Origin of the sequence: Anaerofustis sp. NSJ-163, assembly GCF_024135845.1 — a bacterium.
GTDB classification, from domain to species: Bacteria; Bacillota; Clostridia; order Eubacteriales; family Anaerofustaceae; genus Anaerofustis; species Anaerofustis butyriciformans.
In genome coordinates this window covers 1-26,064 of sequence record NZ_JAMYJV010000004.1, presented here as the reverse complement: position 1 = coordinate 26,064, position 26,064 = coordinate 1, and the positions used below count along the sequence as shown (strand labels likewise).

Below are 26,064 nucleotides of genomic sequence, written 5' to 3'. Positions count from 1 at the left end.
ATAATTAAAGCTAAATTTTTATATTTATACATTTGAATATTAAAAATAAAAAGAATATTAGCAGAGATTATAGTTATATCATTACAGGTTGTCAAAATGAATTTCTTTTACTATTCTTTTTATTTTCTTTTAAATTTAATTAGGAGATAGGGGATTATGGCTAAGAGTGAAAATTATAAGATTTTTGAAAAAAGATTAAAGGGAATGAATTTTAAAAGAAAAAGACTTGTATTAATTGAACAACTTGAAATGTGCGACGAAGAAATTATGAACGAAAAAAGAGCAATTGAAAAAGAATTATCATTTTTTGAAAGTGCACTTGATTCTTTGGAAGAGATGGATAGAAATATTATTGAGTCTAATTATTTTGAAAAAATGAGTATGGTTAAAATTGCACAGGAAACTAATTATGATGCAAGTGTATGTTCTAGGAAAAAGGTAAAAGCAGTTAAGCATCTTATGTATCTTATGACGGGAATAAAAGAAGATTAAAAGAAGGTTTATCCTTCTTTTTTTAATCTTCCATGTTTAAAAGAGTATTTGCAATATTATCAAAAATTTCAAGAGCAGCTCCCGAACCATATCCTCCGTTTTCAATAAATACTGTCATTGAATATTTAGGGTTATTATATGGAAAATATCCGCTAAACCAGGCGTGAGGAGTTTCTTTTGTATTTTCTGCGGTTCCTGTTTTCCCTGCAAGTCCACCATAATTATCAAGAGAATTATTCTTTGCAGTTCCTTTTGTACATACCATTCTTAGAGCTTTCTGTAGGGTTTTTATGGTGTTATCACTAAGCTTCATATCAAATATCGTATTTTCTTTTATTTCTTTTATTTCTCCATTTTGAGATGTTACACTTTCCACAATATATGGGTAATTGGTTTTTCCTCCGTTTGCTATGGCTGACATTATTGTATTCATCATTAGAGGTGTCGCTTGAACGTTTCCTTGTCCCAATGCAAGATTAAACGTATCTAGGTTGTTGTATATATTATCTGGAACAAATGAATAATAGTCATTATATTCCAATATAAAGTTTTTGTTTTTATTTGTTTTATCATTGACGCTTCCAAATCCAAGTTCTTTTGCATAATCTATAATTTTATTTGAAGTAATGTTTCCGTTTTTATCTTTTATATTTAATCTTGTTGCAAGAGTATAAAAAACTTCATTGCATGATTTTGCAAAACCATCTAAAACTGTTAATTTCCCATGCCCCTTTCCTTCGTTACAATATCTTGTTACTCCGTCAATATTTATTTTACCGCTGCAATTAAACTCTTCATCTAAATCAACTACATTATTTTCAAGTGCAAGAGCTAATGTTAAAATTTTAAATACACTTCCGGGCTGATATGAAAGTACGTTTTTATTTAAGGTTTCATCGCTTGAATACATTGTAATTATTTCACCGGTTGTGATGTCTGTTATTACTACACTGGCACCTTTTAAGTTGTTTTTTGTTAAATATTCTTTTACATAAGATTCTGTATATTTTTGCACATGATAATCTATTGTTGTATTAATATTATAACCTTCGTTTATATGGTCGTTAACTGCTAAATAATTATTTTGGTTTATTGTTTGTCCCGTTGCATCTATTTGTGAAAGTATTTTAATTGCCTCCCCTCCGTTTAGCTGCTTATCATAATATAATTGAAGACCGCTTACTCCACTAACTGCTTGATTTGTTGTAGTTTCCTCGTTTATTTGAATATTTCCGATAAACGTTTTTCCAATGGTAAAATTTATGTTGTTTTGAATATTTAATTTTAAGTTTTCAAAAGAGCTGTTATCAGAAAAGTTTATTCCGTTTTTATCAAGTATTGCACCACGAGGATAATAAGTTTGTATAACTGTTTCGTATTGAGATGAAAGTTTATTTATGTTATCTTTATCTTGAAACATGAATGCTTTTATTACAAAAATTGTTAACAGAGTAAATAATATAATAATAAATATGGATAAAATTTTAATTCTTTCTTGTATTATTTTTTGAAACATATTATAAGTATTGCTATAATATGGTTTTTTATACTATTTTTAATGATTTTTAGAAAAAAAGTGATATAATATTTAATTATACATGACATTTAAATGTAATAAATGGGAGTTTAGATATGGAAAAACAAAGGAAGCTTGAATTAGCTACTGATTTTTATCAATTAAGCGTAAGTAACGTTTATGAAGCAAAGGGTTTTAAAGACAGAAAAGCCGTTTTTGATGTCTTTATAAGAAGAAATCCTTTTGAAGGAGGATATTCTGTTTTTGCAGGATTAGAACAAGTAATAGATTATATTAATAATTTAAAGTTTGATGATGATGACATAAAAATGTTAAAAGAAAATCATCCTGAACTAACTGATAGTTTTTTAGAATATTTAAGAAACTTTAAATTCAGCGGTGAAATATATGCAATGGAAGAAGGAGAAATATTCTTTCCTTCAGAACCTGTTTTAAGAGTAAAGACAAATTTAATTGAAGCTCAGATAATAGAAACTGCAATTTTAGCGATAATTAATCATCAAAGTTTAATTGCAACAAAAGCTTCAAGAATATGTTCTGCTGCCGGAACTTATGACCCTGTACTTGATTTTGGACTTAGAAGAGCTCATGGAACAGAAGCAGGCCTTTACGGTGCAAGAGCATGTATTATAGGCGGTTGTGTAGGAACTAGTAATGTAGAGGCTGAATATTGCTGGGATACAGTTTCTAAAGGAACTATATCTCATGCTTTTATTATGGCTTTTGATAAAGAGATAGATGCTTTTAGAGCATATGCAAAATATAATCCGGACAATTTAATACTTCTTGCGGATACTTATGATACACTTAACAGCGGTGTTAAAAATGCAATACAGGTATTTACGGAAGAAAGAGAAGCAGGAAGATTAAAAGGTGCTTATGGTATTAGACTTGACAGCGGAGATTTAACATATTTATCTGTAAAAGCAAGAGAAATGTTTGATGAAGCAGGATTTGAAAGTGCTGTTATAAGTGCATCAAATGATTTAGATGAATATATTATTTCTGATTTAAGAAATCAAGGTGCTAAGATTGGAATGTACGGAGTAGGGACAAAAATGATTACTGCAGACGGTACTAGTGCTTTGGGTGGAGTATATAAACTTGCTGCGATAGAAAGAAACGGAAAATTATCACCAAAAATAAAAGTATCTAATGATCCAATTAAGATAACAAATCCGGGATATAAGAAAGTTTTAAGATTTTATGATAATCGTACGAATATAGCTATTGCTGATTTAATAACATTAAATGATGAGGTTATAGATGAAACAAAACCTTTAACAATATACCATCCTGTTCATACATGGAAGAAAAGAACTTTGGAAAATTTTCATGTAAAAGAATTGTTAAAACCTATTTTTGTTGATGGGAAACAGGTTTATGAGTCTCCAAAATTATCTGAAATAAGGGAAAATCATTTAGTTGCCAAGAGTACATTCTGGCCAGAATATTTAAGACTTATTAATCCAAGCGAATATCACGTAGATATTTCTGATAATTTATTTGACATTAAAAAAGACTTACTTGCATCTGTGCAAAAATAATTTTTAAGGAGTATTAAATGAATAATAAAAGAAATGTAGGTATTATATTCGGTGGTAAATCCGGAGAATATGATGTCTCTTTGTTGTCTGCATATAATGTTATAAACGGAATCGACAAAGAAAAATATGATTTAACTTTGATTGGAATATCACTTGAAGGTAAATTTTATATTTACAAAGGTGATGTTGAAAAAATAAAAAACAATGAATGGATTAATGATAGCGAAAATTTAATATCTGAATTCTCACTTTTTGATGATGAAATAATTAAAAACATAGATATAATTTTCCCTGTTCTTCATGGACAAAACGGTGAAGACGGAAGAATTCAAGGTTTATTTGAAATGATGAATAAACCATATGTTGGCTGTGAAGTAATGACTTCTGCAGTTTGTATGGATAAAGATATTGCCAAAAGAGTATTTAAAAGCGTAGATATACCTGTTGTTGACGATGTTTTAGTATTTAATACGGATATTGAAAGTGATAAACTTTTAAATGAAACGATAGAAAAATGTGAAAAAAATCTTCCATATCCTATGTTTGTAAAACCTGTAAACATGGGCTCAAGTGTTGGTATTTCAAAAGCAAAGGATAGACAAGGTTTAATAGATGCTCTTAAAAAAGCCGTTCAGTTTGATACAAAAATATTGGTTGAAAAGGCAATTAATGCAAGAGAGATAGAAGTTGCTGTTCTTGGGAATTCTCATCCAGAGGCTTCTTATCCGGGTGAAATTGTTTCATGTAAAGAATTTTACGATTATGAAGCAAAATATTTATCAGGTGATGACAGCAGAATAGATATACCTGCAAAGGTTAGCGATGATATTATAGAAAAAATAAGAACTTATGCCGTTAGGGCTTTTAAAGCTGTTGGAGGAAGCGGTTTATCCAGAGTAGATTTCTTCCTTGATAAAGATAACGGTAATTTATACTTAAATGAAGTTAATACACTTCCCGGTTTTACAAATATAAGCATGTATGCAAAAATGTGGGACTATATGGGAGTTAAATATTCTGATTTAATAGATAAGCTTATTGATTTAGGTTTTGAAAGATATGAAATAAAACATAAACTAACAATAAAAGAATAATAGGAGAAGGTAATGTTCGGAAAGAAAACAAGAGAAAAAGAAATTATAGCATTAGTAAAAGATTCAATAAATAAATGTATAGATGAAAAATTAATAGAAATAAGTAAAGAAGATATTCCATCTATAAAAGTGGAAGTACCAAGAGAAGAAAAATTTGGTGATTTTAGTGTTAATACTGCAATGCAACTTGCAAAAAAGGCAAGATGTAATCCTAGACTTATTGCCGAAAATATTGTAAAAAATATTGATACAAAAGATTCATATGTAAAAGATATTTCAATCGCAGGTGCTGGATTTATTAACTTTACATTAGACAATAAATGGTTATATGATGAAATGGAAAAAGTAATTTCATTAAAAGAAAAATACGGTAAAATCGTTGAAGAAAATCCGAAAACTGTTGATGTTGAATATGTAAGTGCAAATCCAACTGGTCCTCTTCATATAGGAAATGCAAGAGGTGGCGCAATAGGTGATGTTATAAGTAATATTTTTACTTGGGCAGGATATAAAGTAACAAAAGAATTTTATTTGAATGATGCCGGAAATCAAATTATAAAATTTGGTCAATCTTTACAAGCAAGATATTTACAGGCTTTAGGACATGATGTTGAGTTTCCTGAAGATGGTTATAAGGGTGACGATATAATTGAACTTGCCAAAATGCATATTGAATTATATGGAAATAAACTTGAAAACGTTGATGAAGAAGAAAGACAACATGAACTTGTTGAATTTGCTCTTGACAAGAATGTTACCAATATGGTTAATGACCTTAAAAATTATGGTATAAATTATGATGTATTTTTCAGTGAAAAAACACTTCATAATTCAGGTGCAATAACTGATGTTATTGATAAAATGAAAGAAATGGGAAGTGTATATGAAAAAGATGATGCAGTATGGTTCAAAGGTACTGATTACGGACTTGAAAAAGATGAAGTTTTAATAAGACAAAATGGGGTACCTACTTATTATGCTGCTGATATTGCATATCACTATGATAAATTGGTAAAAAGAAATATTGATTATGCAATAAACGTATGGGGCGCAGACCATCATGGACATGTTGCAAGACTTAAAAAAGCTATGGTTGCTCTTGGAGTAAGTGAAGATAGATTAGAAGTAATTTTAATGCAGCTTGTTCATCTTGTTAAAGGTGATGAACAAGTTAGAATGTCTAAGAGAAAAGGTAATATTTTTACATTATCTGACCTGGTTGATGAAGTAGGAAAAGATGCTGCAAGATTTATTTTTAACTACAATAAACCAAATACACATATGGATTTCGACCTTGATCTTGCTATTAAAAAATCAAGTGACAATCCTGTATTTTACGTTCAATATGCACATGCAAGAATTTGCAGTATTATAAGAAATATCAATAAAGAAGTAAAAATAGAAAACTTTGATTTACTTGATAAAAAAGAAGAATTAAACTTACTTAAAGTTATTGCAAACTTTAGTGATGAAATCATAAAAGCAAGCAAAGATTTAGATCCAAGTAAAATAACAAAATATGCTATGGATTTAGCTTCTGCTTTCCATTCATTCTATAATGCTCATAGAGTAATTGTAGATGATGAAAAACTGCTTAATGCGAGACTTGCTTTGGTTGTTGCAACAAGAGAAGTATTAAGTAATACTTTAAGTATCTTAGGTGTAAGTGCTCCTGAAAAAATGTAGGAGAGAGAAAATGATAGAAAAAAGTGTTGTTGATATAATCGCTGACATCAAAAAAGAAGAGAATTCAAAGATTGATGAAGAAAAACCTTTATATCACAAAAACTGCGGTGAGACGCTTATTGAAGCTCTCTCATTGAAGTATGAAATAGATATAGATACTAAAGCTTTTAAAATGCTTGCTCCTTACGGGTTTGGTCTTAATAGCGGCAAAACCTGTGGAGCTTTTGCAGGCGGGATTGCTGCTATTGGATTAATGTTTACGGAGGATAAACCATCCACTAACGATAAAATGAAAGAAATTGTGAAAAAATGGGTTGAAATATATACCAAAAGATTTGGCTCAATAGACTGTGAATATATAAGACCAAGACATAAAGATCCTGTAAGAGGTTGTCTAAAGGTGCAAGAAGAAGCCGGGAAACTTTTTGAAGAATTTATAAAAGAATATATTTAAAAAAGCACTGCAAAGCAGTGCTTTTGTTTTACCAAATATGAAGTAAATGTTGTATTAATAAACTTACAAATGCTATTCCTACCCAACAGCAGGCTCCCATAAATATAGGTTTTGCTCCTGATTTGATAAGTTTAACGATATGTGTATTTAGTCCAATTGCTGACATAGCCATTACTATAAAGAATTTACTTAACTCTTTTATTGGGTCTGTTATTGTAGGAGATAAGTTAAATACAGTTGTGATTACGGCAGCAAGTACAAAGTAAAGAATAAAGAAAGGGAAAATTTTCTTTATGTTTACTTTATTTCCACCTTCATTTTTTTCTCTTTTTGTTCTTACAAAAGCAAGTACCAAGGTTATGGGTATAATAGCAAGAGTTCTTGTTAATTTAACTATTGTTGCTTCAGCAAGAGTATTGCTTCCATGAATTCCATCCCAAGCAGATGCTGCAGCCGTAACTGAAGATGTATCATTTATAGCTGTACCGGCAAATAAACCAAAACCTTCGTTTGAAAGTCCGAGCATTGAACCAAGTGCAGGGAATATTAAAGCTGCAATTACATTAAATAAGAATATAACGGAAATTGCTTGTGCTATTTCTTCATCATCAGCATCTATTACAGGTGCAGTTGCTGCTATTGCAGAACCACCGCATATTGACGAGCCAACACCTACAAGTGTAGATATTTTTGATGGTATTTTTAATAATTTACATAATACGTATGAAATAATAAGTGATGTTGAAATTGTAGCTATGATGATAGGTAAAGATTGTTTACCTTTCATTAAAATATCAGTTAAATTCATACCAAAGCCAAGTAAAATAACGGCATATTGAAGTATTTTTTTTGATGTAAATGTAATACCGGGTTGAAGAGTTGATTTATCTTTAATAAATAATGTTATAACCATTCCCGCAATAATTGCAAATACAGGTCCACCAACAACAGGAACAAGTTTTCCAAGATACCAAGCAGGGATTGATATTATAAGACATAAAATTAAACCTTTGATGTTTTGTTTTATAAATTCCATAATTTCTCCTTTATTAAATTTAATACTTATGTATTCTATCATCTTTTATAAATAATTTAAAATTATAAATATTTATTTATATATAAAAATATGTTATAATGTGTAAAATAGATTTAAAAGGAGAACTGTAATGTTAGATTTTAGGGTAGATACTTTTTTAGAAGTTTGTAAATGCATGAATATAACAAAGGCTTCAAAAAATCTTAATATTACTCAACCTGCCGTAACTCAACATATAAAATACCTTGAAAAAAGTTATGGAGTAAAGTTATTTGGGTATAAATCAAAAAAACTATATCTTACAAGAGAGGGAGAGGTATTTTTAAACTACATTACAACTCTCAAACATGATGATTTAAAACTTAGAAATGAAATATCTCATATAGATAATAAGAGTAAATTTATTATTTTTGGTGCTACGTTAACTGTAGGTGAATATTTAATGCCGGATAAATTGGATAAATATTTAAAGTTATATCCGAACACAAATATCAAGATGATTGTTGGAAATACTGATAAACTACTTAAATACTTAAATGACGGTAAAATAGATTTTGCAATTATTGAAGGGTATTTTCCTAAAAGTGAATATGAATATATTACGATATTGAATGAAAATTATGTAGGTGTATGCAGCTGTTTAAGTGATTTAAAAGATAAAGAACTTTTTCTTGAAGACTTGCTTGATTATAGACTTATAATAAGAGAAAAAGGTTCCGGAAGCAGAGAACTTATTGAAAGATACTTAGAGAGTAAAAGTGTTTTAGTTTCTGATTTTAAAAATAAAATGGAAATAAACAGCATTGATATAATAAAAAATTTCATAAAAAAAAATATGGGAATAACTTTTTTATATGAACTTGCAGTAGAAAAAGAATTAAAAAGTGAAGAGTTTTGTAAACTCAATATAAAAGATATGAAAATAGATCATGAATTTAGCTTTATTTGGAGAAAAAACAGCCAATATAGAAATTATTATAATGATATATTTGATAAATTATTAAAAAAAGAATAAAATTATTTTAAGTAATATAAGGAGATAAAATATGGAAAAATCAAGAGTAGAAATAGCAGTTGAAAAATTTAAGAATGGATATAATTGTTCACAAGCGGTTGTTTGTACATATTGTGATCTGCTTGGAGTTGATGAAGCAACTGCATTTGCTTTGGCAGAGGGGTTTGGAAGCGGTATTGCAAGAACACAGGAAACTTGCGGAAGTGTTTGTGGAATGGTAATGCTGGCAGGACTTTTAAACAGTGATAAAAATCTACAAAAACCTAAAACAAAAATTCAAACTTTAAAAATTGGCAATGAACTAATGGAAAAATTTAAAGAAATGAATACTACCGTAAAATGCAAAGAATTAAAAAATATCGGTAATGATGCTCCGCCTATAAGAAGCTGTTCAGGATGTGTTAAAGATAGCGCAATGATAGTAGAAAAATATTTATTAAAAGATATGTTTGAATAAAAGAAGTCCTTTATGGACTTTTTTTATTTAACCCTACAGGTCGTATAAAGTAGTATAAATATAGTATTAGAATAAAATAAAAAGGATATCATCTTGGGATTAGGACGAAATATAGTTATATGTAGTTTCATTTATTTTTGTTTGATTTATGCTTTTCATTATAATTTTATAAAAAAAATAAATATTTATTCTTTCTCCGTAAATATATTTCCTTATTTTTGGAAAAAAACAAACGGAGGTATTTTTTATGAAAATTTATGGTTATGTGAGAGTATCAACCAAAGAACAAAATGTTGCAAGACAGTTTGAGGCTATGAGGAAGTTTCCGGTGGAAGATAAAAATATTGTTGTTGATAAATTCAGCGGAAAAGATTTTAATCGTCCTAATTACAAAAAACTCTTAAAGAAGATGGAAAAAGGAGATGTACTTGTTGTTAAAAGCATTGATAGGCTTGGAAGAAATTATGATGAAATTTTAGAACAGTGGAGACTTTTAACAAAAGAAAGACATATAGATATTGTTGTTATTGATATGCCTTTACTTGATACAAGAGAAGGACGAGATTTAACAGGTACACTTATTGCCGATATTGTACTTCAGCTTTTAAGTTATGTTGCTCAGTCCGAAAGAGAAAATATAAAACAAAGACAAAAAGAAGGGATTATGGCAGCAAAAGCAAGAGGAGTAAAGTTTGGCAGACCTAGAATACATATTCCCGATGAATTTTTTGAGTTTTATGATTTATGGCAAAATGGTAAAATATCATCAAGGAAAGCAGCAAAACATTTAAATGTGTCATATCAAACATTTATAAGGTGGACAGACAGAATGGTAAAAGGAGATTTATTTGTATAAAAAAAGCGTCTTTAAAGACGCTTTTTATTCTTCATTATTTTCTTTATCTTCTATTATAGAAACAACAGCATTTCTGTTTAATTTTACTTTTACTCCTTCAGGATCAAGTGCAATTAATATATCTTCATCATAAACTTCTAAAATAGTTCCATAAAGGCCGCTAACTGTCATTATTTTATTACCTTTTTTAATGCTATCAAGTAGTTGTTGATGTTCTTTAAATCTTTTTTGTTGTGGTTTTATTGATGAAAAATATACTACTACAAACATAACAATAATAATAACTAGCATTGCAAAAACATTATTCATTCCCATATTTTTTTCTCCTTGAATTGATTTTTAAATTATTCCATAATCACTTTCAAATTGGTGTTTGAACTCCAAAAATCTATCTTCCATAATGGCGTTTCTCATGTTTTCCATTAATTTCAAAGTAAAGTATAAATTGTGATAGCTTACTAACATACTTGCAAGAATTTCTTTGCATACAACTAAATGTCTTAAATAAGCTCTTGTATAGTTTCTACAAACATAGCAGTCACATTTGTGGTCAAGAGGTGTAAAGTCTTCTTTGTATTTTGCATTTTTTAAAGTTACTCTACCGCTGCTTGTAAGGGCTGTACCGTTTCTTGCCATTCTTGTTTGTAAAACACAGTCGAACATATCTATACCGCTTTTTACACCTTCTAATAGAGCATCAGGACTTCCTACACCCATTAAATATCTTGGTTTATCCTTTGGAAGCAGCGGAGTTGTATAATCAAGTAAGTCAAACATCATATCCATAGGTTCCCCTACGCTAAGACCTCCGATTGCATATCCAGAAAAATCAAGATCAATAAGCTGTGTTGCAGATTCTTTTCTTAAATCTTTAAACATTCCACCTTGTATAATTCCAAAAAGTCCTTGTTTTTCTGTGTTCTTATGAGCCTCTTTACATCTTTTTGCCCATCTCGTAGTCATTTCAAGAGAGTTTTTTGTATAAGTTTTATCTGCTCCATAATGTACGCATTCATCAAAAGCCATCATTATATCAGAGCCTAAATTATTTTGAATTGCCATAGATTTTTCAGGTGTAATAAAGTGTCTGCTTCCATCAATATGACTTCTGAATGTAACACCTTCTTCTGTTATATCGTTTGTTTTACTTAAAGAAAAAACTTGAAATCCGCCACTATCTGTAAGAATTGGTCTATCCCAGTTCATAAACTTATGAAGACCACCAGCTTTTTTTACTATATCATCTCCTGGTCTTAAATATAAGTGATATGTGTTTCCTAATATTATTTTTGCATCTATTTCTTTTAAACTTTCCGGAAGCATTGCTTTAACTGTAGCTCTTGTTCCTACAGGCATAAAAATAGGAGTAGGTATTTCTCCGTGAGGAGTTATTACTTTACCAACTCTTGCACCGCTTCTTTTATCTGCTTTTATTAGTTCATATTTAATTGCGCTCATATTTTATAGTTCATCCTTCTTGTTATATCCGAGAGAATTTAAAATGTTTGGTTTATCTCTCCATTCGTCTTTTACTTTAACCCATAATTTTAAATTAACTTTACAATCAAGCATTTGTTCAATTTCTTTTCTTGATTCACTGCCAATTTTCTTTAGCATATTACCGCCTTTACCAATGATAATTCTTTTATGATTTTCTCTTTCAGTATATATGTTTGCTTCAATATCATAAATTTCCTTATCGTCTCTTTTTTTCATCTGCATTACTTCAACGGCAGTTCCATGAGGTATTTCTTCTTTAAGAGATCTTAATATTTTTTCTCTAATAAGTTCACTTACAACAAATCTTTCACTTCTGTCTGTTACCATGTCTTCAGGGAAGTACATAGGTCCATAAGGTAGATATTTTTCTATTATTGTAACTAAAGTATCGATATTTTCTCCTTTAAAAGCACTTATAGGAACAATATCTTTTATAAAGTCATATTTTTCATATAGTTTTATTTTTACAAGAATATCTTCTTTTTTTATTTTATCGATTTTATTTATTACCAAAACTACCGGTGTTTTTTCATTTTTTAATTTTTCAAGTAAAAATTCATCGCCTTTTCCTATATTTAAGTCTTCCTCAACAAGGAAAAGAATTAAATCTACTTCTTTAAAAGATTCACCTGCAACTTCTACCATATAATCAGATAGTTTGCTTTTAGGTTTATGAAAGCCCGGTGTATCTATAAAAACCATTTGAGATGTATTTGTAGTTCTTATACATCTAATATTGTTTCTTGTTGTTTGAGGTCTGTTTGATATTATTGATATCTTTTGACCTATTAGTGTATTGAGAAGTGTTGATTTTCCTACATTTGTTCTTCCTATAATTGATATAAATCCACTTTTATAATTATTGTTCATTTTTCTTATCCCCATATTAAATGTATTATTTTAGGTATATATAGAGCTATACCCATTATTACAGCCATAAATGCTCCGATTAATACGGCACATGCTGCTGAATCTTTTGATCTTTTTGCGTTTTCATTCATTTCTTTTGTTGCACAGTTAACAGCTTCTTCTATTGCCGTATTTACAGCTTCAAGTATTATTACAAGGAAAATTATAAATCCAAGTAATAACCATTCATAGTAAGAAAATTTTAATAAAATTGCTCCTATGATTGCAAGAAGGGCACATGTACAATGAATTTTAAAGTTTTGTTGTGTTTTAAAATTATATTCAACTCCATGAAATGCATATTTAAAACTTTTTATTAATCTTTTTATGTTTTTTTTCATTTCTTCTCCTTAATCTCTTGTAAGATTTAGTTTTTTCATAACTTCTTCTTCATGAAATCTCATTTCTTTTTTTTCTTCGTCATCCATATGGTCATATCCTAAAAGATGTAAAATTGAATGAACTGTCAAGTAGCAAATTTCTCTGTCAGTACTGTGTCCAAATTCTACGGCTTGTTGTTTAGCTTTATCTATGCATAAAACAACATCGCCTAAGATTACAACTTCATCTTCAAAACCTTCTTCATCCATAGGAAAAGAAAGTACATCTGTTTCTTTATCAATATTTCTGTAATATTTGTTAAGCTCTTTTATTTCTTCACCGTCAACTATTGATACACTTACTTGAGATGGTTTTGTAAAATTTTCGTTTTTAAGTGTTTCGTTTATTGCATTTTCTATTTTTTCGTAAGTTTCCTTAGAAATTTCTTCTTTACTTCTATTATCAAAAAGTACTTCTGTTTCTATCATTACTTTACCTCATTTTCTTGATTTATTTTTTCTTGTCCTGGGTATTGAACTCTTTCATGATAAACACCTGTAAGGACTCTTAAAAATGCTTTTTTTATTGTATCAATATCCTTCATTTTTAGTGGAGAATCATCTAATTGATGGTCTGTTATTTTTTTATCAATTATTTTATCAATCATTTCTTTTATTTTTTCTTTATTCCCTGTATCCATACTTTTTACCGCAGCTTCAACTCCATCTGCAAGTAAAACAACGGAAGTTTCTATTGTTGTTGGTCTTGGACCTTCATAAGAATAAGATTTTAAATCAGGTTCATATCCTCTATCTTTTTCTTTTACATAGAAATACTGTATTAAAGTATCACCATGATGAGTTTTTATGAATTCAATAATTTCATCAGGCAACTTATATTTATTTGCCAAATATACACCGTCTCTTACATGGTTTTTTATAATCCTTACGGAAACATTTGGGTCTAAATGGTCGTGAGGATTGTTACCGTTTTGTTGATTTTCGCTGAAGAAAAGCGGTTTTTCACTTTTTCCTATATCGTGATAGTAAGCACCGACCCTGGCTAAAAGTCCGTTTGCTCCTATATCGTTGCAAGCTTCTTGAGCGAGGTTACCTACAAGAAGCGAGTGGTGATAGGTTCCTGGTGCGCCTGTTATAAGCTTTCTTATAAGTTCGTTTGTAGGACTTGACAGTTCAAGAAGTTTAAATGGTGTTAAAATATCAAATATATATTCCCAGAAAAGCATCATTCCAAGAGAGACCATTCCTGATAATAGTCCGTTTATGCCTGCATATAATATGTTATAAAACATACTTATTCCAAGTGTATTTTCAAGTACGCTGTTTATTAAAACTATAATCATATTTGATATAGAGACAATTAAAGCAGCTTTATATATTTTGCTTCTTTCTTGAACTCTTTGCATATATAGTATTCCTACAAAACCTGATAATAGAAGGAATATTAAAGCTTCTGTATTAATATCTAAAGTTACTGCTAATAGAAGGGTTATAAATACATTTGTATTTATTGCTATTCTTGGACCTATTAATATGCATAAAGTCATACTCATTATTGAGATGGGTATTAAATATATATTAAATAAACTTGCAATTTGTGATAATACTATCATTAATAAGAACTGACTTGCTATTAAAGCTAAAAGTTTATTGTTGTTATATATATGATTATGAAATATCTTTAAATAAAGAGTATATATAACCATTAAAAGTAAAATCATGGAGGCAAGACCTATTGTGGTTTTATAGTCATCAAATAAACTGATTCTTATCATTGAGCCTTCTTGTAAAACGTCTATTTGATTTTGGGTTATAGTATCACCTTTTTTAATGATTACTTCACCGGGTTCATAGGTAATATCTTCAACTGTATTTTTTGCATTAAGCTTAGCTTGCTCGGTTGCCTCTTCATTAAGAACCATATTTGCTTTTAATGCATTTTTACATACATTAATGCATGCTGTGCTTACATCAGCATTGAAAGATGAATTTTTAAAATAATTGTTTATTTTTTTATAATAAGTATTCATTTCATCGGATACTACTTCATCGTTATAAATGTTTTCTATTAAAGATATTATTTCATTTTTTATATTATCTCTTGTATTTTTATCTTGATTTATTAATGTTTGATAAGTTTCTTTTGTTAAATCAATTCCAGTTTTGCTGTTGTATACATCTATTGAGCTTTTAGTTAAATCATCTGATTTTATATCTTCAAGTTCTTTAAATAATGTGTTTATGTTTTTTGTTACCGAATCTTTAGTTCCCGGTATATAGTCATATACGTTTGGAGTTTGTTCAACGGCTTGTTCTTTTAAGCTGTTTGTAAGTTTTGTGTTAATAATTTTTCTTGGCGCAATAATATCCTCCGTAGCAACTTGTCCAACTTCTACATCGTATCTATGCGGTATAGCACTAATAAAAGATAGGAAAAAAGTTAAAATAAAGAAAATTATTGCTATGGATAATTTTACTTTTTTATTTGTTTTTACATTTTCAAAAAAAGCTGATATCTTAGTCTCTTTGTTTTTTTGTTTCATATTCTTCATAGGCTTCAATAATTCTTTGTACCAAAGGATTTCTTACGACATCTCTCTTTGTTAAATGTACAAAATCTACTCCTTCGACTTTGTTTAAAATTCTTTCTGCGTATAAAAGACCTGATTTTTTTCCACTTGGTAAATCAACTTGTGTTACATCTCCGGTTACGACTGCTTTTGATCCTTCTCCAAGTCTTGTAAGGAACATCTTCATTTGTTCTCTTGTTGTATTTTGAGCTTCGTCAAGAATAATGAAAGAGTCGTTTAAAGTTCTTCCTCTCATATATGCAAGAGGCGCTATTTCTATATTACCTCTGCTTACGTTTCTTTCATATGATTCGCTGCCCATTATATCAAATAATGCATCATATAAAGGTTTTAAATAAGGATCAATTTTTTCTTTTAAATCTCCCGGAAGAAAACCAAGACTTTCTCCTGCTTCAACAGCGGGTCTTGTCAATATTATTCTTGAAACATCACCGTTTTTTAATGCTTTTACAGCAAGAGCGACTGCAAGATAAGTTTTTCCTGTTCCTGCAGGACCTATGGAAAATACAATATCATTTCTTTTGGTTGCATTTATAAATGCACTTTGACCTATTGTTTTTGTCTTAATTGGCTTACCTTTAAATGTATAACATATTACTTGGTCAAAATTTCCAATGTCTTTTTTTTCTTCATCAATTAAATTTAGAAGATAATTAAAAGTATGATCATTTATTGCTGAGTTATCTTGTATTCTCTTTATCATACAGCTTAAGAGTTCTTTTGCTTTTGACAGATTTTTTTCATTATCACTGTTTATGTTTATTTTATTATCTCTTAATGTAATTTTAACAGAGAATTTTTCTTCAATCTCCATTAAATATTTGTCGTTGCTTCCAAACAGAGTAAGGTTGTCAAATTCGTCGCTTGGAATGTCGATTTTTGCAGTGAATTTTTCCAAATTATTCTCCTTATTGTTTTTTTATTTCTTTTTCTTCTACAATATTTTCTTTTAATTTTATTTTTGCAGTAATACTGTAGTAGTTATCTTTTGATACATCAATATTTAAATATATATCAATTATGTTATCTTTGTCAATATTTTGGGTTTTATTTAAATATTCGATGACATCATTTTCAATTTGTTCTTTATTTTTCTTCTTTAAATTCTTTATATTATACCACTTTGTTGTTGTTTGCTCTATAGGTAGAGGGATAAAAAGTAACTTAGTTTTTTTCTTTTCTTCTTTTATTTGGATATATGATTTGTCTTTGATAGTTTTTTTATAATTAAAGTTTCTATTTTTAAAAGAATAAGTGACTTCTTTTTCATACTCGTCATCTTCTTGTATTAAATATGGGTTGATTTTGATGTTGTTATAAGTGTATTTGCTTGTTATAAACACATCGCCCATAGCATGTATATAATAAGAAACCATATCACCGTCTTTTCCCTCGTAGCTTATTTCTCCACTTATAAGTAAGTCTCCCTTTTTTACTTTATCACCCTTTTTAACTTTTGTTATACCATTATAAGCAATAATACTTTCTATTTTTCCGCTTTTTGCAGCCACTATATCTACTGCTTTTGATTTATCAAATTGTTTTATTGGAGAATTTTTTTCGGTTAGTTTTATTATAGCTTTTGTTCCTTTATATTCTATTGTTACATCTGAAAGTGTATTATATGTGTTTAGAAGTTTTTTTGATATTTGTTTTTTATCTATACCATATTTATAGCATCCTTCTTTAAATCCTATATCTGTGAGAGTAGCAATAATACTGTTTGTATCAATATTTTTACTGCCTTCTATTTCTATATCCCATATGAAGAAAGAAAAAGAAAACATTACAATAAAAATTAAAAAGACACTAAAAATAAATATTTTTCTTTTTTGTAGTGTCTTTAGCAATGTATTTTTTCCGTATTCTTTTTTTATTTCAATTATATAATGAGCTTTTTTCGCTATTTTTTCTGCGCTCTTTATTTCAGATAACATTATTTTAAATGTTACGGTTGTTTTGTCTGATTTTTTTATATCCCATACGGATATATTGTTTATATTTAATAAATTTATTATTTTTTCGGGATTAAGCCCTTTTATTTCTACTAAATAATAACCCATTAAATAATGATAAAATCTTAAAATAAACATTTTGTTCTCCTATATTATATATTCGATTGAATCTATTTCTCCTTCGATTATTAATTCTTCACTGATTAATGTTGATAATAGTAAATCTTTACCTTTAATTGATAATAAACCTGAAGTTGAATTTATTCTTATATTTTCACTACTATAATAAATAATTCCTTTATGGTTTATTATGTTTATTTTCTCATTTCCGAGAATCTCTATATTTAGTTTTTCAAGTAAAATATCTTCCGGAAGTTGAAGAGATTTTGTTATTTTTTCTTTTGTGTTATTAAATATTTTTTTCATACTAATATATATGACGATATTTTGATATTATGAAAATATGTCATTTGCATTATGTAAAAAATTATTTTGTGATATAATAAATATATACAAGGGAGGGGTTAAAATGAGTGATTATAAAATAACATGTTGTTCTACTGCAGACATGAGTTATGAGTTCTTTAAACAAAACGATATCCCTTTAGCCTATTTCCATTATATTTTAGATGGTAAAGAATATAAGGATGATTTAGGAAAGACGATACCATTTGATGAATTTTATAAAAAAATTGAGCAGGGTGCCATGCCTACGACTTCTCAAATAAGCCCTGAAGAATATATAGAGCTTTTTGAAAGTATATTAAAAAAAGATATGGATATTTTGCATATAAGTTTATCAAGCGGTATTTCCGGAACAATTAATTCTGCAAATATTGCCAAAAAGACGCTTGAAGAAAAATATCCAAATAGAAAAATCTATGTTATAGATTCTCTTGGTGCTTCAAGCGGATATGGTTTACTTGTTACATTAGCAAATGAAAAGAAGAAAGAAGGGAAAAGTATTGATGAAGTTGCAAAATGGGTATTGGATAACAGATTAAATATACATCATTGGTTTTTCTCAACTGATTTAACAAGCTATTTTAGAGGAGGAAGAATATCGAGAACATCTGCTATATTTGGTACAGCTCTTAAAATTTGTCCATTATTAAATATGAGTTATGATGGAAAACTTATTCCAAGAAATAAATACAGAGGAAAGAAAAAAGTAATTGAAGAAATTGTTAAAAGAATGGAACAGCATGCAAAAGATGGTCTTGATTATAGCGGAAAATGTTACATATCAAATTCTGCATGTTTTGAAGATGCAAAAGCCGTAGCAGATAAAATTGAACAAAAGTTTAAAAATTTAGATGGGAAAGTAGTTATAAATAGTGTCGGAACAACAATAGGTTCTCATACTGGTCCCGGTACGGTTGCTTTGTTCTTTGTAGGAGATAAAAGAGAAGATTAAAAGCCGATATATATCGGCTTTTTTATTTTTAAATAAAATGTTAAAATATAAAATATATTATATATGAAACAAGGAGGATGTTTATGTTATATACATATCCTGATTATTATAAAAAATTTTATTGCCTTATGGATAAATGCCCTAAAAGCTGTTGTGAAGGGTGGCAGATTGTAATTGATGAAAATACAATTGAGAAATATATATCTTGTGAAGGTTCTTTTGGAAATAGACTTAAGAATTCTGTTGATTTTGATAAAGGGATTTATAAACAATATAATAAAAGATGTGCATTTTTAAATGAAGATAATCTTTGCGATATACATATAGAAGCAGGGAGAGGAATGATGTGTGATACATGTAAAAATTATCCATATCATACAGAAGAGTTTGAAAATGAGATGGAGATGTCTCTCGCTTTGTCTTGTCCTATGGTTGCTAAAATGGTTTTAAGTAACAAAAATAAAGTTTCATTTATAACAGTAGAAGATGATAAAGAAGATGTTGAAGATGATGATTTTGATTTCTTTTTATATTCAGCCTTAGAGCAAAGCAGGAAAGTAATATTAGAAATAATTCAAAACAGAAATGAAGATATATTTATTAGAATAAATAAGGTATTTATTCTTTGTGAAAAAATACAGGAATGCATAGATGAAAATAATATTTTTAATATAGAAAATATCTTAGTTGAATACGAAGAAAAATTTAAAAACGAAGAAATAGAAACAATATATGAAAAATGGATAAATAAAGACAATGCAAAAAAAATACTAAGATTATTAAATGAGTTTGAACTTTTAGATGAGAAATGGAATGAGGATAAAGAAAGATGGAATAAACTTATTTGTGAAAAAAATATTGATTTAAGTTTTGAAGTCAATTCACAAATACAGCTTGAACAAATATTAGTATATTTTATATATGTATATTTTTCTGGTGGAGTTTATGACTATGATATCATTTCTAAAATTGGTATTTCTGTTTTAAGTACATATATTTGGGATATTATTTGTAAGCTACAAAAATCAATATTAAAAGATAGGTTTTGTGAAAATGATAAAGTAGAACTTGCATGGAGATATTCAAGAGAGCTTGAACATTCTGATATAAATATAGAAAGAATGGAAGAAATTATTAACAAATACAATTTGATTAACATATATTTATAAAATTATTTTGTAATTAATGTAAAATTATTTTTATTGTATGTTATAATTCCTTCTTTTTTCATTTTTGATAATTCTCTTGATAACGCACTTCTGTCAACTGCCAAGAAGTTCGCCATTTCTTCTCTTGAAAAAGGTATTTTAAAAGAATTGTTATTTGCACTTATAGCTTGTTGAGATAAAAATGTCATGACTTTTTCTCTTATGGTTCTTTTTGACAGAAGTTCGTTTTTTCTATTTAGCATTAACGTTTTTGTGCTTATTATATTCATAAGGTTTTTTATAAATATAAAGTTTCTTGTTTTGTTTATTATTTCATTTACATTAATAAATAATATTGTTGAATCTTCATTTGATATAACACTTACATTTAAAGGTATATTATTTTTTAAAGAAAATATTTCTGCAAAAATATTCCCCTTAGATAAAGTTGAAATTATATTTTTATTTCCCCAAAAGTCTTCACTAATAACGCTGATTTCTCCTTTTAAAATAATTCCTGTATTAGATGTGAAGTCACCTGCTTTTAAAATATATTCATCTTTTTGATATGATTTTATATATGATTGGTCTATTATTTCATTTATTTCTTTTTCTTGTACATTGTTGAATAAAGGTATTTTTTTTAATTTTTCATATAAATTTTTCATAAAAATCCTTTCTTGTTGCATTTGCAACGTATATTTTATATACATTATATTATAATGCCATTAAATAATCAATTTATAATTTTGGAGGGAAATAATGATTAGAAAAATTATTAAAATAGATGAAGAAAAATGTAATGGCTGCGGACTATGCGCAAAGGCTTGTCATGAAGGAGCAATAGGGATGGTTAACGGAAAAGCAAAATTACTTAGAGATGATTATTGTGACGGGCTTGGAGATTGCCTTCCAGTTTGTCCAACAGGTGCAATATCATTTGAAGAAAGAGAAGCATTGGCTTATGATGAAAAAGCTGTTATGGAAAATCAAAAGAAAAAAAACAATCTTCCTTGTGGATGTCCTGGAAGTTCTTCAAAAGCAATAAATAGGAAAGAAAATGAATTAGATGAATCAAAAAATAAAAATGAATATGTAAATGTTAATAGTAAATTATCACAGTGGCCTGTCCAAATTAAATTAGCTCCTGTTAATGCTCCTTATTTTGAAAATGCAAAACTTCTTATTGCAGCAGATTGTAGTGCTTACGCATATGGTAACTTTCATAATGAGTTTATAAAAGATCATATAACACTTATAGGTTGTCCTAAATTGGATAGTGTTGATTATAGTGAAAAACTTACAGCCATTATAAAAGAAAATAATATAAGAAGTGTTAAAGTTGTAAGAATGGAAGTTCCTTGCTGCGGAGGAATTGAAAATGCAGTAAAAAAAGCAATTTTTGAAAGCGGGAAATTTATTCCATGGCAAGTTGTTACTATTTCCACAGATGGTAAAATTATAGATGAGATATAAAAGAGCTTTAATGCTCTTTTTTTATATATATCATTGTAGTTACAATTTTTTTATGATATATTTTTAAAGAAACCAAAATATATTGGAGTAAATGTAATGAGAAGAAAAAGACGCAGAAGAAATAGTTCTTTAAGGAATTTGTTTTTTGTTATTATTGTTTTTATAATATTACTTGGATTGCTTTTGGGGGGCATAGCCTTTTTTATTTCTAACTATTTATCTAGTGAACATTCTAATGTAAGTAATAGTGCTTCATATTCAACTGAAGAAAAACAAAATGGTATAGTTGAGTTTTTTAACAATCTTTTGGGGAAAGAGAATGAAGATGAAAAGTTTAAAGATAAAAACATATATATAAGCAATATAGAAGATGGTCAGACTTTTTCAAAAGGTTCAACAATAAAATTACAATTAAAGGCAAAAGACATATTTGAAGAGGGAAATACAAATATTTTTTTGGGAATATATGATATAAAAAATGAAACATATGCTTATAATAAAACAATAAATAATGTAACAGGGGAAATAAGTCAGGAAATCGTAGTGGAAACCGGAAATTTAAAACCCGGAGAATACTATATAGATGCAATTATAAGTGATATAAATAAAGATGATATAGATTTGGTTGATAGTGGATGTGTTTATAGTGTTACAATAAATATAGAATAAGGCTGGTAATAACCAGTCTTTTTTTATAAAACTACAAATTATTTGAAACCCATTTTATAAACTTTGTATGAGGTGACAAATATGAAGTTATTAAAGGGATTTTTTGTTTTATTTTTTTGTTTTTGTAATTTAATTTTTGGTTTGTTTAGTTTTATATCTTTTATGAACAATACATTTGTAGATGAAATGAATTACATATTTTTAATTTGTTTTGCTGTTAGTGTAATATTAACATTAGTAAGTGTAAAAAAATATGTAAAATAATAGAAAAATACTGGATTATTTTAAATTAAAGGTATAAAATATATTTTGTTAAGTGTTTTTTTTTAGTTTTAAATATTATATAAAAAAAATCGTTGAAATGCCGATTTTTATTGACATTTCAAGTTTTTTTTGATAAACTTTTTAGGCTGACTGTGAAAAGGAGTTGAAAAAATGCTTAATGAAATACCTAAATCACAATATGTGGTTGGCACAAAACAGACTTTAAAAGCTGTTGAACAAAATGAAGCTTTGAAAGTGTTTTTGGCTAAGGACACAGATGCGGCAATAAAAGACAAAATAGTTAATATTTGTCAAAAAAACGATGTGACTATAGAATATGTAGCCACAAAAAAAGAATTAGGTAAAGCATGCAACATAAGCATAGATGCTGCTGTTGCTTGTATATTAAAAATTTGAGGAAGGAGGAATAAGGTTTAATGCCAACAGTTAATCAATTAGTTAGAAAAGGTAGAAAAGACTTAGTTTACAAAACTAAATCTCCTGCTCTTAAATCTAATCCTCAAAAAAGAGGAGTGTGCACAGTTGTAAGAACTGCTACACCTAAAAAACCAAACTCAGCTATGAGAAAAATTGCCAGAGTTAGACTTGTTAACGGTATGGAAGTAACAGCTTACATTCCAGGTATCGGTCATAACTTACAAGAACATAGCGTTGTTATGGTTAAAGGTGGTAGAGTAAGAGACTTACCAGGTGTACGTTATAAGATTATTAGAGGAGCACTTGATACTCAAGGAGTTGCTGACAGAAAACAATCTAGAAGTAAATACGGTGCTAAGAAATAATTTATAATGTGTGTAACTATAAGGCAAGCCTTATACCTATATATCTAATATATAGAGCACAACGATAAATTTTTACTTATCGAGTACCAATGAAAAAATTTAAATTATTAGGAGGGAAGTACAGTGCCAAGAAAAGGTCCAGTACCAAAAAGAGAAGTGCTACCTGATCCAATGTATAATTCAGTTTTAGTAACTAAGTTATTAAACAACGTTATGCTTGATGGAAAAAAAGGTGTAGCTCAAAAAATTGTATACGGTGCTTTTGACATCGTAGCAGAAAAAACAGGAAAAGAACCATTAGAAGCTTTTGAAGAAGCTTTAAATAATATCATGCCTTCACTTGAAGTTAAAGCCAGAAGAGTTGGTGGTGCAACATACCAAGTTCCAATGGATATCAGACCTGATAGAAGACAAACATTAGGTCTAAGATGGCTTGTAACTTACACAAGAGCCAGAGGCGAAAAAACAATGAAAGAAAGATTAGCTGCTGAAATTATTGATGCTATCAATAACACAGGGGCTTCAGTTAAAAAGAAAGACGATACTCATAAAATGGCAGAAGCTAATAAAGCATTCGCTCATTTTAAATGGTAAGGTGAATAAAAGATGGCAAGAGAGTTTAGTTTAGATAAAGTTAGAAATATCGGAATTATGGCTCATATCGATGCTGGTAAAACTACAACTACTGAAAGAATCTTGTACTATACAGGTAAAATCCACAAAATTGGGGAAACTCATGAAGGTGGAGCTCAAATGGACTGGATGGAACAAGAACAAGAAAGAGGTATTACAATTACTTCTGCAGCTACAACATGTCATTGGAAAGGTCATGAAATTAACATCATCGACACACCAGGACACGTTGACTTTACAGTAGAAGTTCAACGTTCACTAAGAGTACTTGACGGCTCTGTTGCAGTTTTCTGTGCTAAAGGTGGGGTTGAACCTCAAAGTGAAACAGTATGGAGACAAGCTGACAAATATAACGTACCAAGAATCGCATTTGTAAATAAAATGGATATCATGGGTGCTGATTTCTACAATGTAGTAAAAATGATCAGCGAAAGACTTGGAGCAAATCCTGTTCCAATTCAATTACCTATTGGTAAAGAAGAAGATTTCGTAGGTATTGTTGACTTGGTTAAAATGAAAGCATTTATTTATCATGATGACCAAGGTAATGATATTGAAGAAACAGATATTCCTGAAGATATGATGGATTTAGCTGAAGAATACAGAGAAAAATTATTAGAAGAAATCTCTGTAAACAGCGAAGAAATTATGGAAAAATACCTTGAAGGAGAAGAAATAACAGAAAAAGAAATTATTGCTTCTTTAAGACAAGGTGTTCTAAATCTTGATTTTATACCTGTATTATGCGGTACAGCATTCAAAAACAAAGGTGTTCAAATGTTAATTGATGCTATCGTTAACTTAATGCCTTCTCCACTTGATGTACCAGCTATGATTGGACATGATCCAAAAACAGGTGAAGAAATGGAAAGACATCCTAAAGATGATGATCCATTCTCAGCATTAGCATTTAAAATTATGGCTGACCCATTTGTTGGTAAATTAGCATTTACAAGAGTTTACTCTGGAACACTTCAAAGTGGTTCATATGTATATAACTCAACAAAAGGTAAAAAAGAAAGAGTTGGTCGTATTTTAAGAATGCATGCGAACGACAGAAAGCAAATTGAAGAAATCAGAACTGGTGATATCGTTGCTTTAGTTGGTTTAAAAGATACAACAACAGGTGATACTTTATGTGCTGAAAATGCTCCTGTATTACTTGAATCAATCGAATTCCCAGATCCAGTTATTTCTGTAGCTATTGAACCAAAAACAAAAGCAGGTCAAGAAAAAATGATCGCTGCTTTAGTAAAATTAGCAGAAGAAGACCCAACATTCAGATTTAAGACAGATGATGAAACTGGTCAAACAATTATTGAAGGTATGGGTGAACTTCATCTTGAAATTATCGTTGATAGACTTCTTAGAGAATTTAAAGTTGAAGCTAATGTTGGTAAACCACAAGTTGCATTCAAAGAAGCAATTACTAAACCAGCAAGAGCTGACTACAAATATGCTAAACAATCAGGTGGTAGAGGTCAATACGGTCATGTTGTTATTGAAATCGAACCAAATGAAGAAGGTAAAGGTTATGAATTCACTAGCGAAATCGTTGGTGGTGCAATTCCTAAAGAATATATCGAACCTGTTAGCAAAGGTATCCAAGGAGCTATGGAAAATGGTATCCTTGCAGGATATGAAGTTATTGATGTTAAAGTAAGATTAGTAGACGGTTCTTACCATGATGTCGACTCTTCTGAAATGGCCTTCAAATTGGCTGGTTCTATGGCATTTAAAGAAGCTATGGCTAAAGCAGGCCCTGTTTTAGTTGAACCTATCTTTAAAATTGAAGTTGTTGTTCCTGAAGAATACCTTGGAGATGTTATGGGTGACTTAACAGCAAGAAGAGGTAAGATTGAAGGTATGGAACTTCATAATGGTGTTCAAACTCTTAGAGGTTTTGTTCCATTATCAGAAATGTTCCAATACACAACAGACCTTAGAAGTAAAACTCAAGGTAGAGGAACTCATACTTTGACATTCTCTCATTATGAGCCAGCACCTCAAAGTATGTTAGATAAACTTAAAAACGAATAATATACAATTAATGATAGATTAAGGAGAATAAAAATGGCAAGAGAAAAATACGAAAGAACTAAACCACATGTAAATATTGGTACAATCGGTCACGTAGACCACGGAAAAACAACATTAACAGCAGCAATCACAAAAGTACTACAC

Annotated in this window: 30 protein-coding genes; 18 read left to right on the top strand and 12 right to left on the bottom strand. The window is 29.0% G+C overall.

The genetic code is table 11. The features are described from left to right. The first annotated feature begins 156 nt into the window (after window positions 1-156). Window positions 157-492, top strand: coding sequence for a hypothetical protein (locus M6G78_RS06350; RefSeq protein WP_253229926.1), 336 nt, complete (start codon window positions 157-159; stop codon window positions 490-492). A 22-nt stretch (window positions 493-514) separates the two neighbouring features. Here the strand turns inward: M6G78_RS06350 and M6G78_RS06345 are convergent, their stop codons facing one another. Next, the gene (locus M6G78_RS06345) at window positions 515-1,912 is read right to left on the bottom strand and encodes a penicillin-binding protein 2 (protein WP_253229925.1); all 1,398 of its coding nucleotides are present in this window, start codon (window positions 1,910-1,912) and stop codon (window positions 515-517) included. A 212-nt stretch (window positions 1,913-2,124) separates the two neighbouring features. On the opposite strand from M6G78_RS06345, the gene M6G78_RS06340 reads away from it, so the two are divergent. Genes M6G78_RS06340 through M6G78_RS06325 form a run of 4 tightly spaced genes read left to right on the top strand, consistent with a single transcriptional unit; the run spans window position 2,125 to window position 6,810 of the window. After that, a complete protein-coding gene (locus M6G78_RS06340) occupies window positions 2,125-3,576 on the top strand; it encodes a nicotinate phosphoribosyltransferase (protein WP_253229924.1) in 1,452 nt (483 codons plus the stop codon). Window positions 3,577-3,593: 17 nt separating this feature from the next. Beyond that, on the top strand, window positions 3,594-4,670 hold the full coding sequence (locus M6G78_RS06335; protein WP_253229923.1) for a D-alanine--D-alanine ligase family protein: 1,077 nt from the start codon (window positions 3,594-3,596) through the stop codon (window positions 4,668-4,670). 12 nt (window positions 4,671-4,682) lie between these two features. Beyond that, complete coding sequence (argS, locus tag M6G78_RS06330) at window positions 4,683-6,356, top strand: arginine--tRNA ligase (protein ID WP_253229922.1); 1,674 nt, start codon at window positions 4,683-4,685, stop codon at window positions 6,354-6,356. A gap of 10 nt (window positions 6,357-6,366) precedes the next feature. Then, window positions 6,367-6,810 carry a C-GCAxxG-C-C family protein gene (locus M6G78_RS06325; RefSeq protein WP_253229921.1) on the top strand — a complete coding sequence of 148 codons (444 nt, stop codon included), beginning with the start codon at window positions 6,367-6,369 and terminating at the stop codon, window positions 6,808-6,810. Window positions 6,811-6,838: 28 nt separating this feature from the next. Here M6G78_RS06325 and M6G78_RS06320 read toward each other — a convergent pair whose 3' ends face one another. After that, entirely contained in the window at window positions 6,839-7,846 is a 1,008-nt protein-coding gene (locus M6G78_RS06320) for a YeiH family protein (protein ID WP_138269445.1), read from the bottom strand. A gap of 130 nt (window positions 7,847-7,976) precedes the next feature. On the opposite strand from M6G78_RS06320, the gene M6G78_RS06315 reads away from it, so the two are divergent. From M6G78_RS06315 to M6G78_RS06305, 3 genes are all read left to right on the top strand, one after another. Further along, window positions 7,977-8,861, top strand: a complete 885-nt coding sequence (locus M6G78_RS06315) for a LysR substrate-binding domain-containing protein (RefSeq protein ID WP_253229920.1) — start codon at window positions 7,977-7,979, stop codon at window positions 8,859-8,861. Between the two features lie 31 nt (window positions 8,862-8,892). Then, window positions 8,893-9,318 (top strand): C-GCAxxG-C-C family protein, encoded by a 426-nt coding sequence (locus tag M6G78_RS06310; RefSeq protein WP_138269447.1) that lies wholly within the window; start codon window positions 8,893-8,895, stop codon window positions 9,316-9,318. 247 nt (window positions 9,319-9,565) lie between these two features. After that, window positions 9,566-10,174, top strand: coding sequence for a recombinase family protein (locus M6G78_RS06305; protein WP_138269448.1), 609 nt, complete (start codon window positions 9,566-9,568; stop codon window positions 10,172-10,174). 24 nt (window positions 10,175-10,198) lie between these two features. On the opposite strand, the gene yajC is transcribed toward M6G78_RS06305, so the two are convergent. From yajC to yqfC, 9 genes are all read right to left on the bottom strand, one after another. Beyond that, on the bottom strand, window positions 10,199-10,489 hold the full coding sequence (gene yajC / locus M6G78_RS06300; RefSeq protein ID WP_138269449.1) for a preprotein translocase subunit YajC: 291 nt from the start codon (window positions 10,487-10,489) through the stop codon (window positions 10,199-10,201). A 24-nt stretch (window positions 10,490-10,513) separates the two neighbouring features. Next, complete coding sequence (gene tgt / locus M6G78_RS06295; RefSeq protein ID WP_253229919.1) at window positions 10,514-11,632, bottom strand: tRNA guanosine(34) transglycosylase Tgt; 1,119 nt, start codon at window positions 11,630-11,632, stop codon at window positions 10,514-10,516. A 3-nt stretch (window positions 11,633-11,635) separates the two neighbouring features. After that, window positions 11,636-12,544: a GTPase Era gene (gene era / locus M6G78_RS06290; RefSeq protein ID WP_253229918.1), complete on the bottom strand. Its 909-nt coding sequence runs from the start codon at window positions 12,542-12,544 to the stop codon at window positions 11,636-11,638. A gap of 5 nt (window positions 12,545-12,549) precedes the next feature. Continuing rightward, a complete protein-coding gene (locus M6G78_RS06285; protein ID WP_253229917.1) occupies window positions 12,550-12,924 on the bottom strand; it encodes a diacylglycerol kinase family protein in 375 nt (124 codons plus the stop codon). A 9-nt stretch (window positions 12,925-12,933) separates the two neighbouring features. Continuing rightward, on the bottom strand, window positions 12,934-13,392 hold the full coding sequence (gene ybeY, locus M6G78_RS06280) for an rRNA maturation RNase YbeY (RefSeq protein WP_253229916.1): 459 nt from the start codon (window positions 13,390-13,392) through the stop codon (window positions 12,934-12,936). Continuing rightward, window positions 13,392-15,467 (bottom strand): HD family phosphohydrolase, encoded by a 2,076-nt coding sequence (locus M6G78_RS06275; RefSeq protein ID WP_171020657.1) that lies wholly within the window; start codon window positions 15,465-15,467, stop codon window positions 13,392-13,394. Before M6G78_RS06275 ends, ybeY begins: the two co-directional genes overlap by 1 nt. Then, window positions 15,442-16,329 (bottom strand): PhoH family protein, encoded by an 888-nt coding sequence (locus M6G78_RS06270; protein WP_371922831.1) that lies wholly within the window; start codon window positions 16,327-16,329, stop codon window positions 15,442-15,444. Before M6G78_RS06270 ends, M6G78_RS06275 begins: the two co-directional genes overlap by 26 nt. Before the next feature lie 94 nt (window positions 16,330-16,423). Continuing rightward, window positions 16,424-17,608, bottom strand: coding sequence for a sporulation protein YqfD (locus tag M6G78_RS06265; protein WP_253229915.1), 1,185 nt, complete (start codon window positions 17,606-17,608; stop codon window positions 16,424-16,426). A gap of 9 nt (window positions 17,609-17,617) precedes the next feature. Then, entirely contained in the window at window positions 17,618-17,896 is a 279-nt protein-coding gene (gene yqfC / locus M6G78_RS06260) for a sporulation protein YqfC (protein WP_253229914.1), read from the bottom strand. A gap of 103 nt (window positions 17,897-17,999) precedes the next feature. Between yqfC and M6G78_RS06255 the strand changes: the two genes are divergently transcribed. Together M6G78_RS06255 and fliB are read left to right on the top strand one after the other, a co-directional pair. Continuing rightward, on the top strand, window positions 18,000-18,887 hold the full coding sequence (locus tag M6G78_RS06255; protein WP_138269663.1) for a DegV family protein: 888 nt from the start codon (window positions 18,000-18,002) through the stop codon (window positions 18,885-18,887). Window positions 18,888-18,970: 83 nt separating this feature from the next. Next, window positions 18,971-20,056: a flagellin lysine-N-methylase gene (gene fliB / locus M6G78_RS06250; RefSeq protein ID WP_253229913.1), complete on the top strand. Its 1,086-nt coding sequence runs from the start codon at window positions 18,971-18,973 to the stop codon at window positions 20,054-20,056. A gap of 2 nt (window positions 20,057-20,058) precedes the next feature. On the opposite strand, the gene M6G78_RS06245 is transcribed toward fliB, so the two are convergent. Continuing rightward, window positions 20,059-20,703: a Crp/Fnr family transcriptional regulator gene (locus M6G78_RS06245; RefSeq protein ID WP_171020674.1), complete on the bottom strand. Its 645-nt coding sequence runs from the start codon at window positions 20,701-20,703 to the stop codon at window positions 20,059-20,061. A gap of 94 nt (window positions 20,704-20,797) precedes the next feature. Here M6G78_RS06245 and M6G78_RS06240 point away from each other — a divergent pair, with 94 nt between their 5' ends. The 8 genes from M6G78_RS06240 to M6G78_RS06205 form a co-directional block, all read left to right on the top strand. After that, window positions 20,798-21,511, top strand: coding sequence for a 4Fe-4S binding protein (locus M6G78_RS06240; protein ID WP_253229912.1), 714 nt, complete (start codon window positions 20,798-20,800; stop codon window positions 21,509-21,511). 96 nt (window positions 21,512-21,607) lie between these two features. After that, the gene (locus M6G78_RS06235; protein WP_253229911.1) at window positions 21,608-22,180 is read left to right on the top strand and encodes a hypothetical protein; all 573 of its coding nucleotides are present in this window, start codon (window positions 21,608-21,610) and stop codon (window positions 22,178-22,180) included. Between the two features lie 81 nt (window positions 22,181-22,261). Further along, window positions 22,262-22,444 (top strand): hypothetical protein, encoded by a 183-nt coding sequence (locus M6G78_RS06230; protein ID WP_253229910.1) that lies wholly within the window; start codon window positions 22,262-22,264, stop codon window positions 22,442-22,444. A 171-nt stretch (window positions 22,445-22,615) separates the two neighbouring features. Then, window positions 22,616-22,861, top strand: coding sequence for a ribosomal L7Ae/L30e/S12e/Gadd45 family protein (locus M6G78_RS06225; protein WP_253229909.1), 246 nt, complete (start codon window positions 22,616-22,618; stop codon window positions 22,859-22,861). A gap of 20 nt (window positions 22,862-22,881) precedes the next feature. Continuing rightward, the gene (gene rpsL / locus M6G78_RS06220; RefSeq protein ID WP_138269657.1) at window positions 22,882-23,247 is read left to right on the top strand and encodes a 30S ribosomal protein S12; all 366 of its coding nucleotides are present in this window, start codon (window positions 22,882-22,884) and stop codon (window positions 23,245-23,247) included. A 123-nt stretch (window positions 23,248-23,370) separates the two neighbouring features. Continuing rightward, a complete protein-coding gene (rpsG, locus tag M6G78_RS06215) occupies window positions 23,371-23,841 on the top strand; it encodes a 30S ribosomal protein S7 (protein ID WP_138269656.1) in 471 nt (156 codons plus the stop codon). Between the two features lie 12 nt (window positions 23,842-23,853). After that, window positions 23,854-25,920: an elongation factor G gene (gene fusA / locus M6G78_RS06210; RefSeq protein ID WP_253229908.1), complete on the top strand. Its 2,067-nt coding sequence runs from the start codon at window positions 23,854-23,856 to the stop codon at window positions 25,918-25,920. Window positions 25,921-25,953: 33 nt separating this feature from the next. Further along, on the top strand, window positions 25,954-26,064 hold a 111-nt coding region (locus M6G78_RS06205; RefSeq protein ID WP_253230043.1), incomplete at its 3' end, for a GTP-binding protein.

Excerpts from the sequence above, each read along its gene's own strand:
- fusA (WP_253229908.1), top strand. The coding sequence starts at position 23,854 with ATGGCAAGAGAGTTTAGTTTAGATAAAGTTAGAAATATCGGAATTATG.
- M6G78_RS06310 (WP_138269447.1), top strand. The coding sequence starts at position 8,893 with ATGGAAAAATCAAGAGTAGAAATAGCAGTTGAAAAATTTAAGAATGGA.
- M6G78_RS06265 (WP_253229915.1), bottom strand. The coding sequence starts at position 17,608 with ATGTTTATTTTAAGATTTTATCATTATTTAATGGGTTATTATTTAGTA.
- M6G78_RS06305 (WP_138269448.1), top strand. The coding sequence starts at position 9,566 with ATGAAAATTTATGGTTATGTGAGAGTATCAACCAAAGAACAAAATGTT.
- M6G78_RS06245 (WP_171020674.1), bottom strand. The coding sequence starts at position 20,703 with ATGAAAAATTTATATGAAAAATTAAAAAAAATACCTTTATTCAACAAT.
- M6G78_RS06240 (WP_253229912.1), top strand. The coding sequence starts at position 20,798 with ATGATTAGAAAAATTATTAAAATAGATGAAGAAAAATGTAATGGCTGC.
- ybeY (WP_253229916.1), bottom strand. The coding sequence starts at position 13,392 with ATGATAGAAACAGAAGTACTTTTTGATAATAGAAGTAAAGAAGAAATT.
- M6G78_RS06275 (WP_171020657.1), bottom strand. The coding sequence starts at position 15,467 with ATGAAACAAAAAAACAAAGAGACTAAGATATCAGCTTTTTTTGAAAAT.
- yajC (WP_138269449.1), bottom strand. The coding sequence starts at position 10,489 with ATGGGAATGAATAATGTTTTTGCAATGCTAGTTATTATTATTGTTATG.
- era (WP_253229918.1), bottom strand. The coding sequence starts at position 12,544 with ATGAACAATAATTATAAAAGTGGATTTATATCAATTATAGGAAGAACA.
- fliB (WP_253229913.1), top strand. The coding sequence starts at position 18,971 with ATGTTATATACATATCCTGATTATTATAAAAAATTTTATTGCCTTATG.
- rpsL (WP_138269657.1), top strand. The coding sequence starts at position 22,882 with ATGCCAACAGTTAATCAATTAGTTAGAAAAGGTAGAAAAGACTTAGTT.
- M6G78_RS06315 (WP_253229920.1), top strand. The coding sequence starts at position 7,977 with ATGTTAGATTTTAGGGTAGATACTTTTTTAGAAGTTTGTAAATGCATG.
- M6G78_RS06225 (WP_253229909.1), top strand. The coding sequence starts at position 22,616 with ATGCTTAATGAAATACCTAAATCACAATATGTGGTTGGCACAAAACAG.
- M6G78_RS06340 (WP_253229924.1), top strand. The coding sequence starts at position 2,125 with ATGGAAAAACAAAGGAAGCTTGAATTAGCTACTGATTTTTATCAATTA.
- M6G78_RS06235 (WP_253229911.1), top strand. The coding sequence starts at position 21,608 with ATGAGAAGAAAAAGACGCAGAAGAAATAGTTCTTTAAGGAATTTGTTT.
- M6G78_RS06350 (WP_253229926.1), top strand. The coding sequence starts at position 157 with ATGGCTAAGAGTGAAAATTATAAGATTTTTGAAAAAAGATTAAAGGGA.
- M6G78_RS06325 (WP_253229921.1), top strand. The coding sequence starts at position 6,367 with ATGATAGAAAAAAGTGTTGTTGATATAATCGCTGACATCAAAAAAGAA.
- M6G78_RS06335 (WP_253229923.1), top strand. The coding sequence starts at position 3,594 with ATGAATAATAAAAGAAATGTAGGTATTATATTCGGTGGTAAATCCGGA.
- argS (WP_253229922.1), top strand. The coding sequence starts at position 4,683 with ATGTTCGGAAAGAAAACAAGAGAAAAAGAAATTATAGCATTAGTAAAA.
- yqfC (WP_253229914.1), bottom strand. The coding sequence starts at position 17,896 with ATGAAAAAAATATTTAATAACACAAAAGAAAAAATAACAAAATCTCTT.
- M6G78_RS06320 (WP_138269445.1), bottom strand. The coding sequence starts at position 7,846 with ATGGAATTTATAAAACAAAACATCAAAGGTTTAATTTTATGTCTTATA.
- M6G78_RS06270 (WP_371922831.1), bottom strand. The coding sequence starts at position 16,329 with ATGGAGATTGAAGAAAAATTCTCTGTTAAAATTACATTAAGAGATAAT.
- M6G78_RS06230 (WP_253229910.1), top strand. The coding sequence starts at position 22,262 with ATGAAGTTATTAAAGGGATTTTTTGTTTTATTTTTTTGTTTTTGTAAT.
- M6G78_RS06345 (WP_253229925.1), bottom strand. The coding sequence starts at position 1,912 with ATGTTTCAAGATAAAGATAACATAAATAAACTTTCATCTCAATACGAA.
- M6G78_RS06255 (WP_138269663.1), top strand. The coding sequence starts at position 18,000 with ATGAGTGATTATAAAATAACATGTTGTTCTACTGCAGACATGAGTTAT.
- M6G78_RS06285 (WP_253229917.1), bottom strand. The coding sequence starts at position 12,924 with ATGAAAAAAAACATAAAAAGATTAATAAAAAGTTTTAAATATGCATTT.
- tgt (WP_253229919.1), bottom strand. The coding sequence starts at position 11,632 with ATGAGCGCAATTAAATATGAACTAATAAAAGCAGATAAAAGAAGCGGT.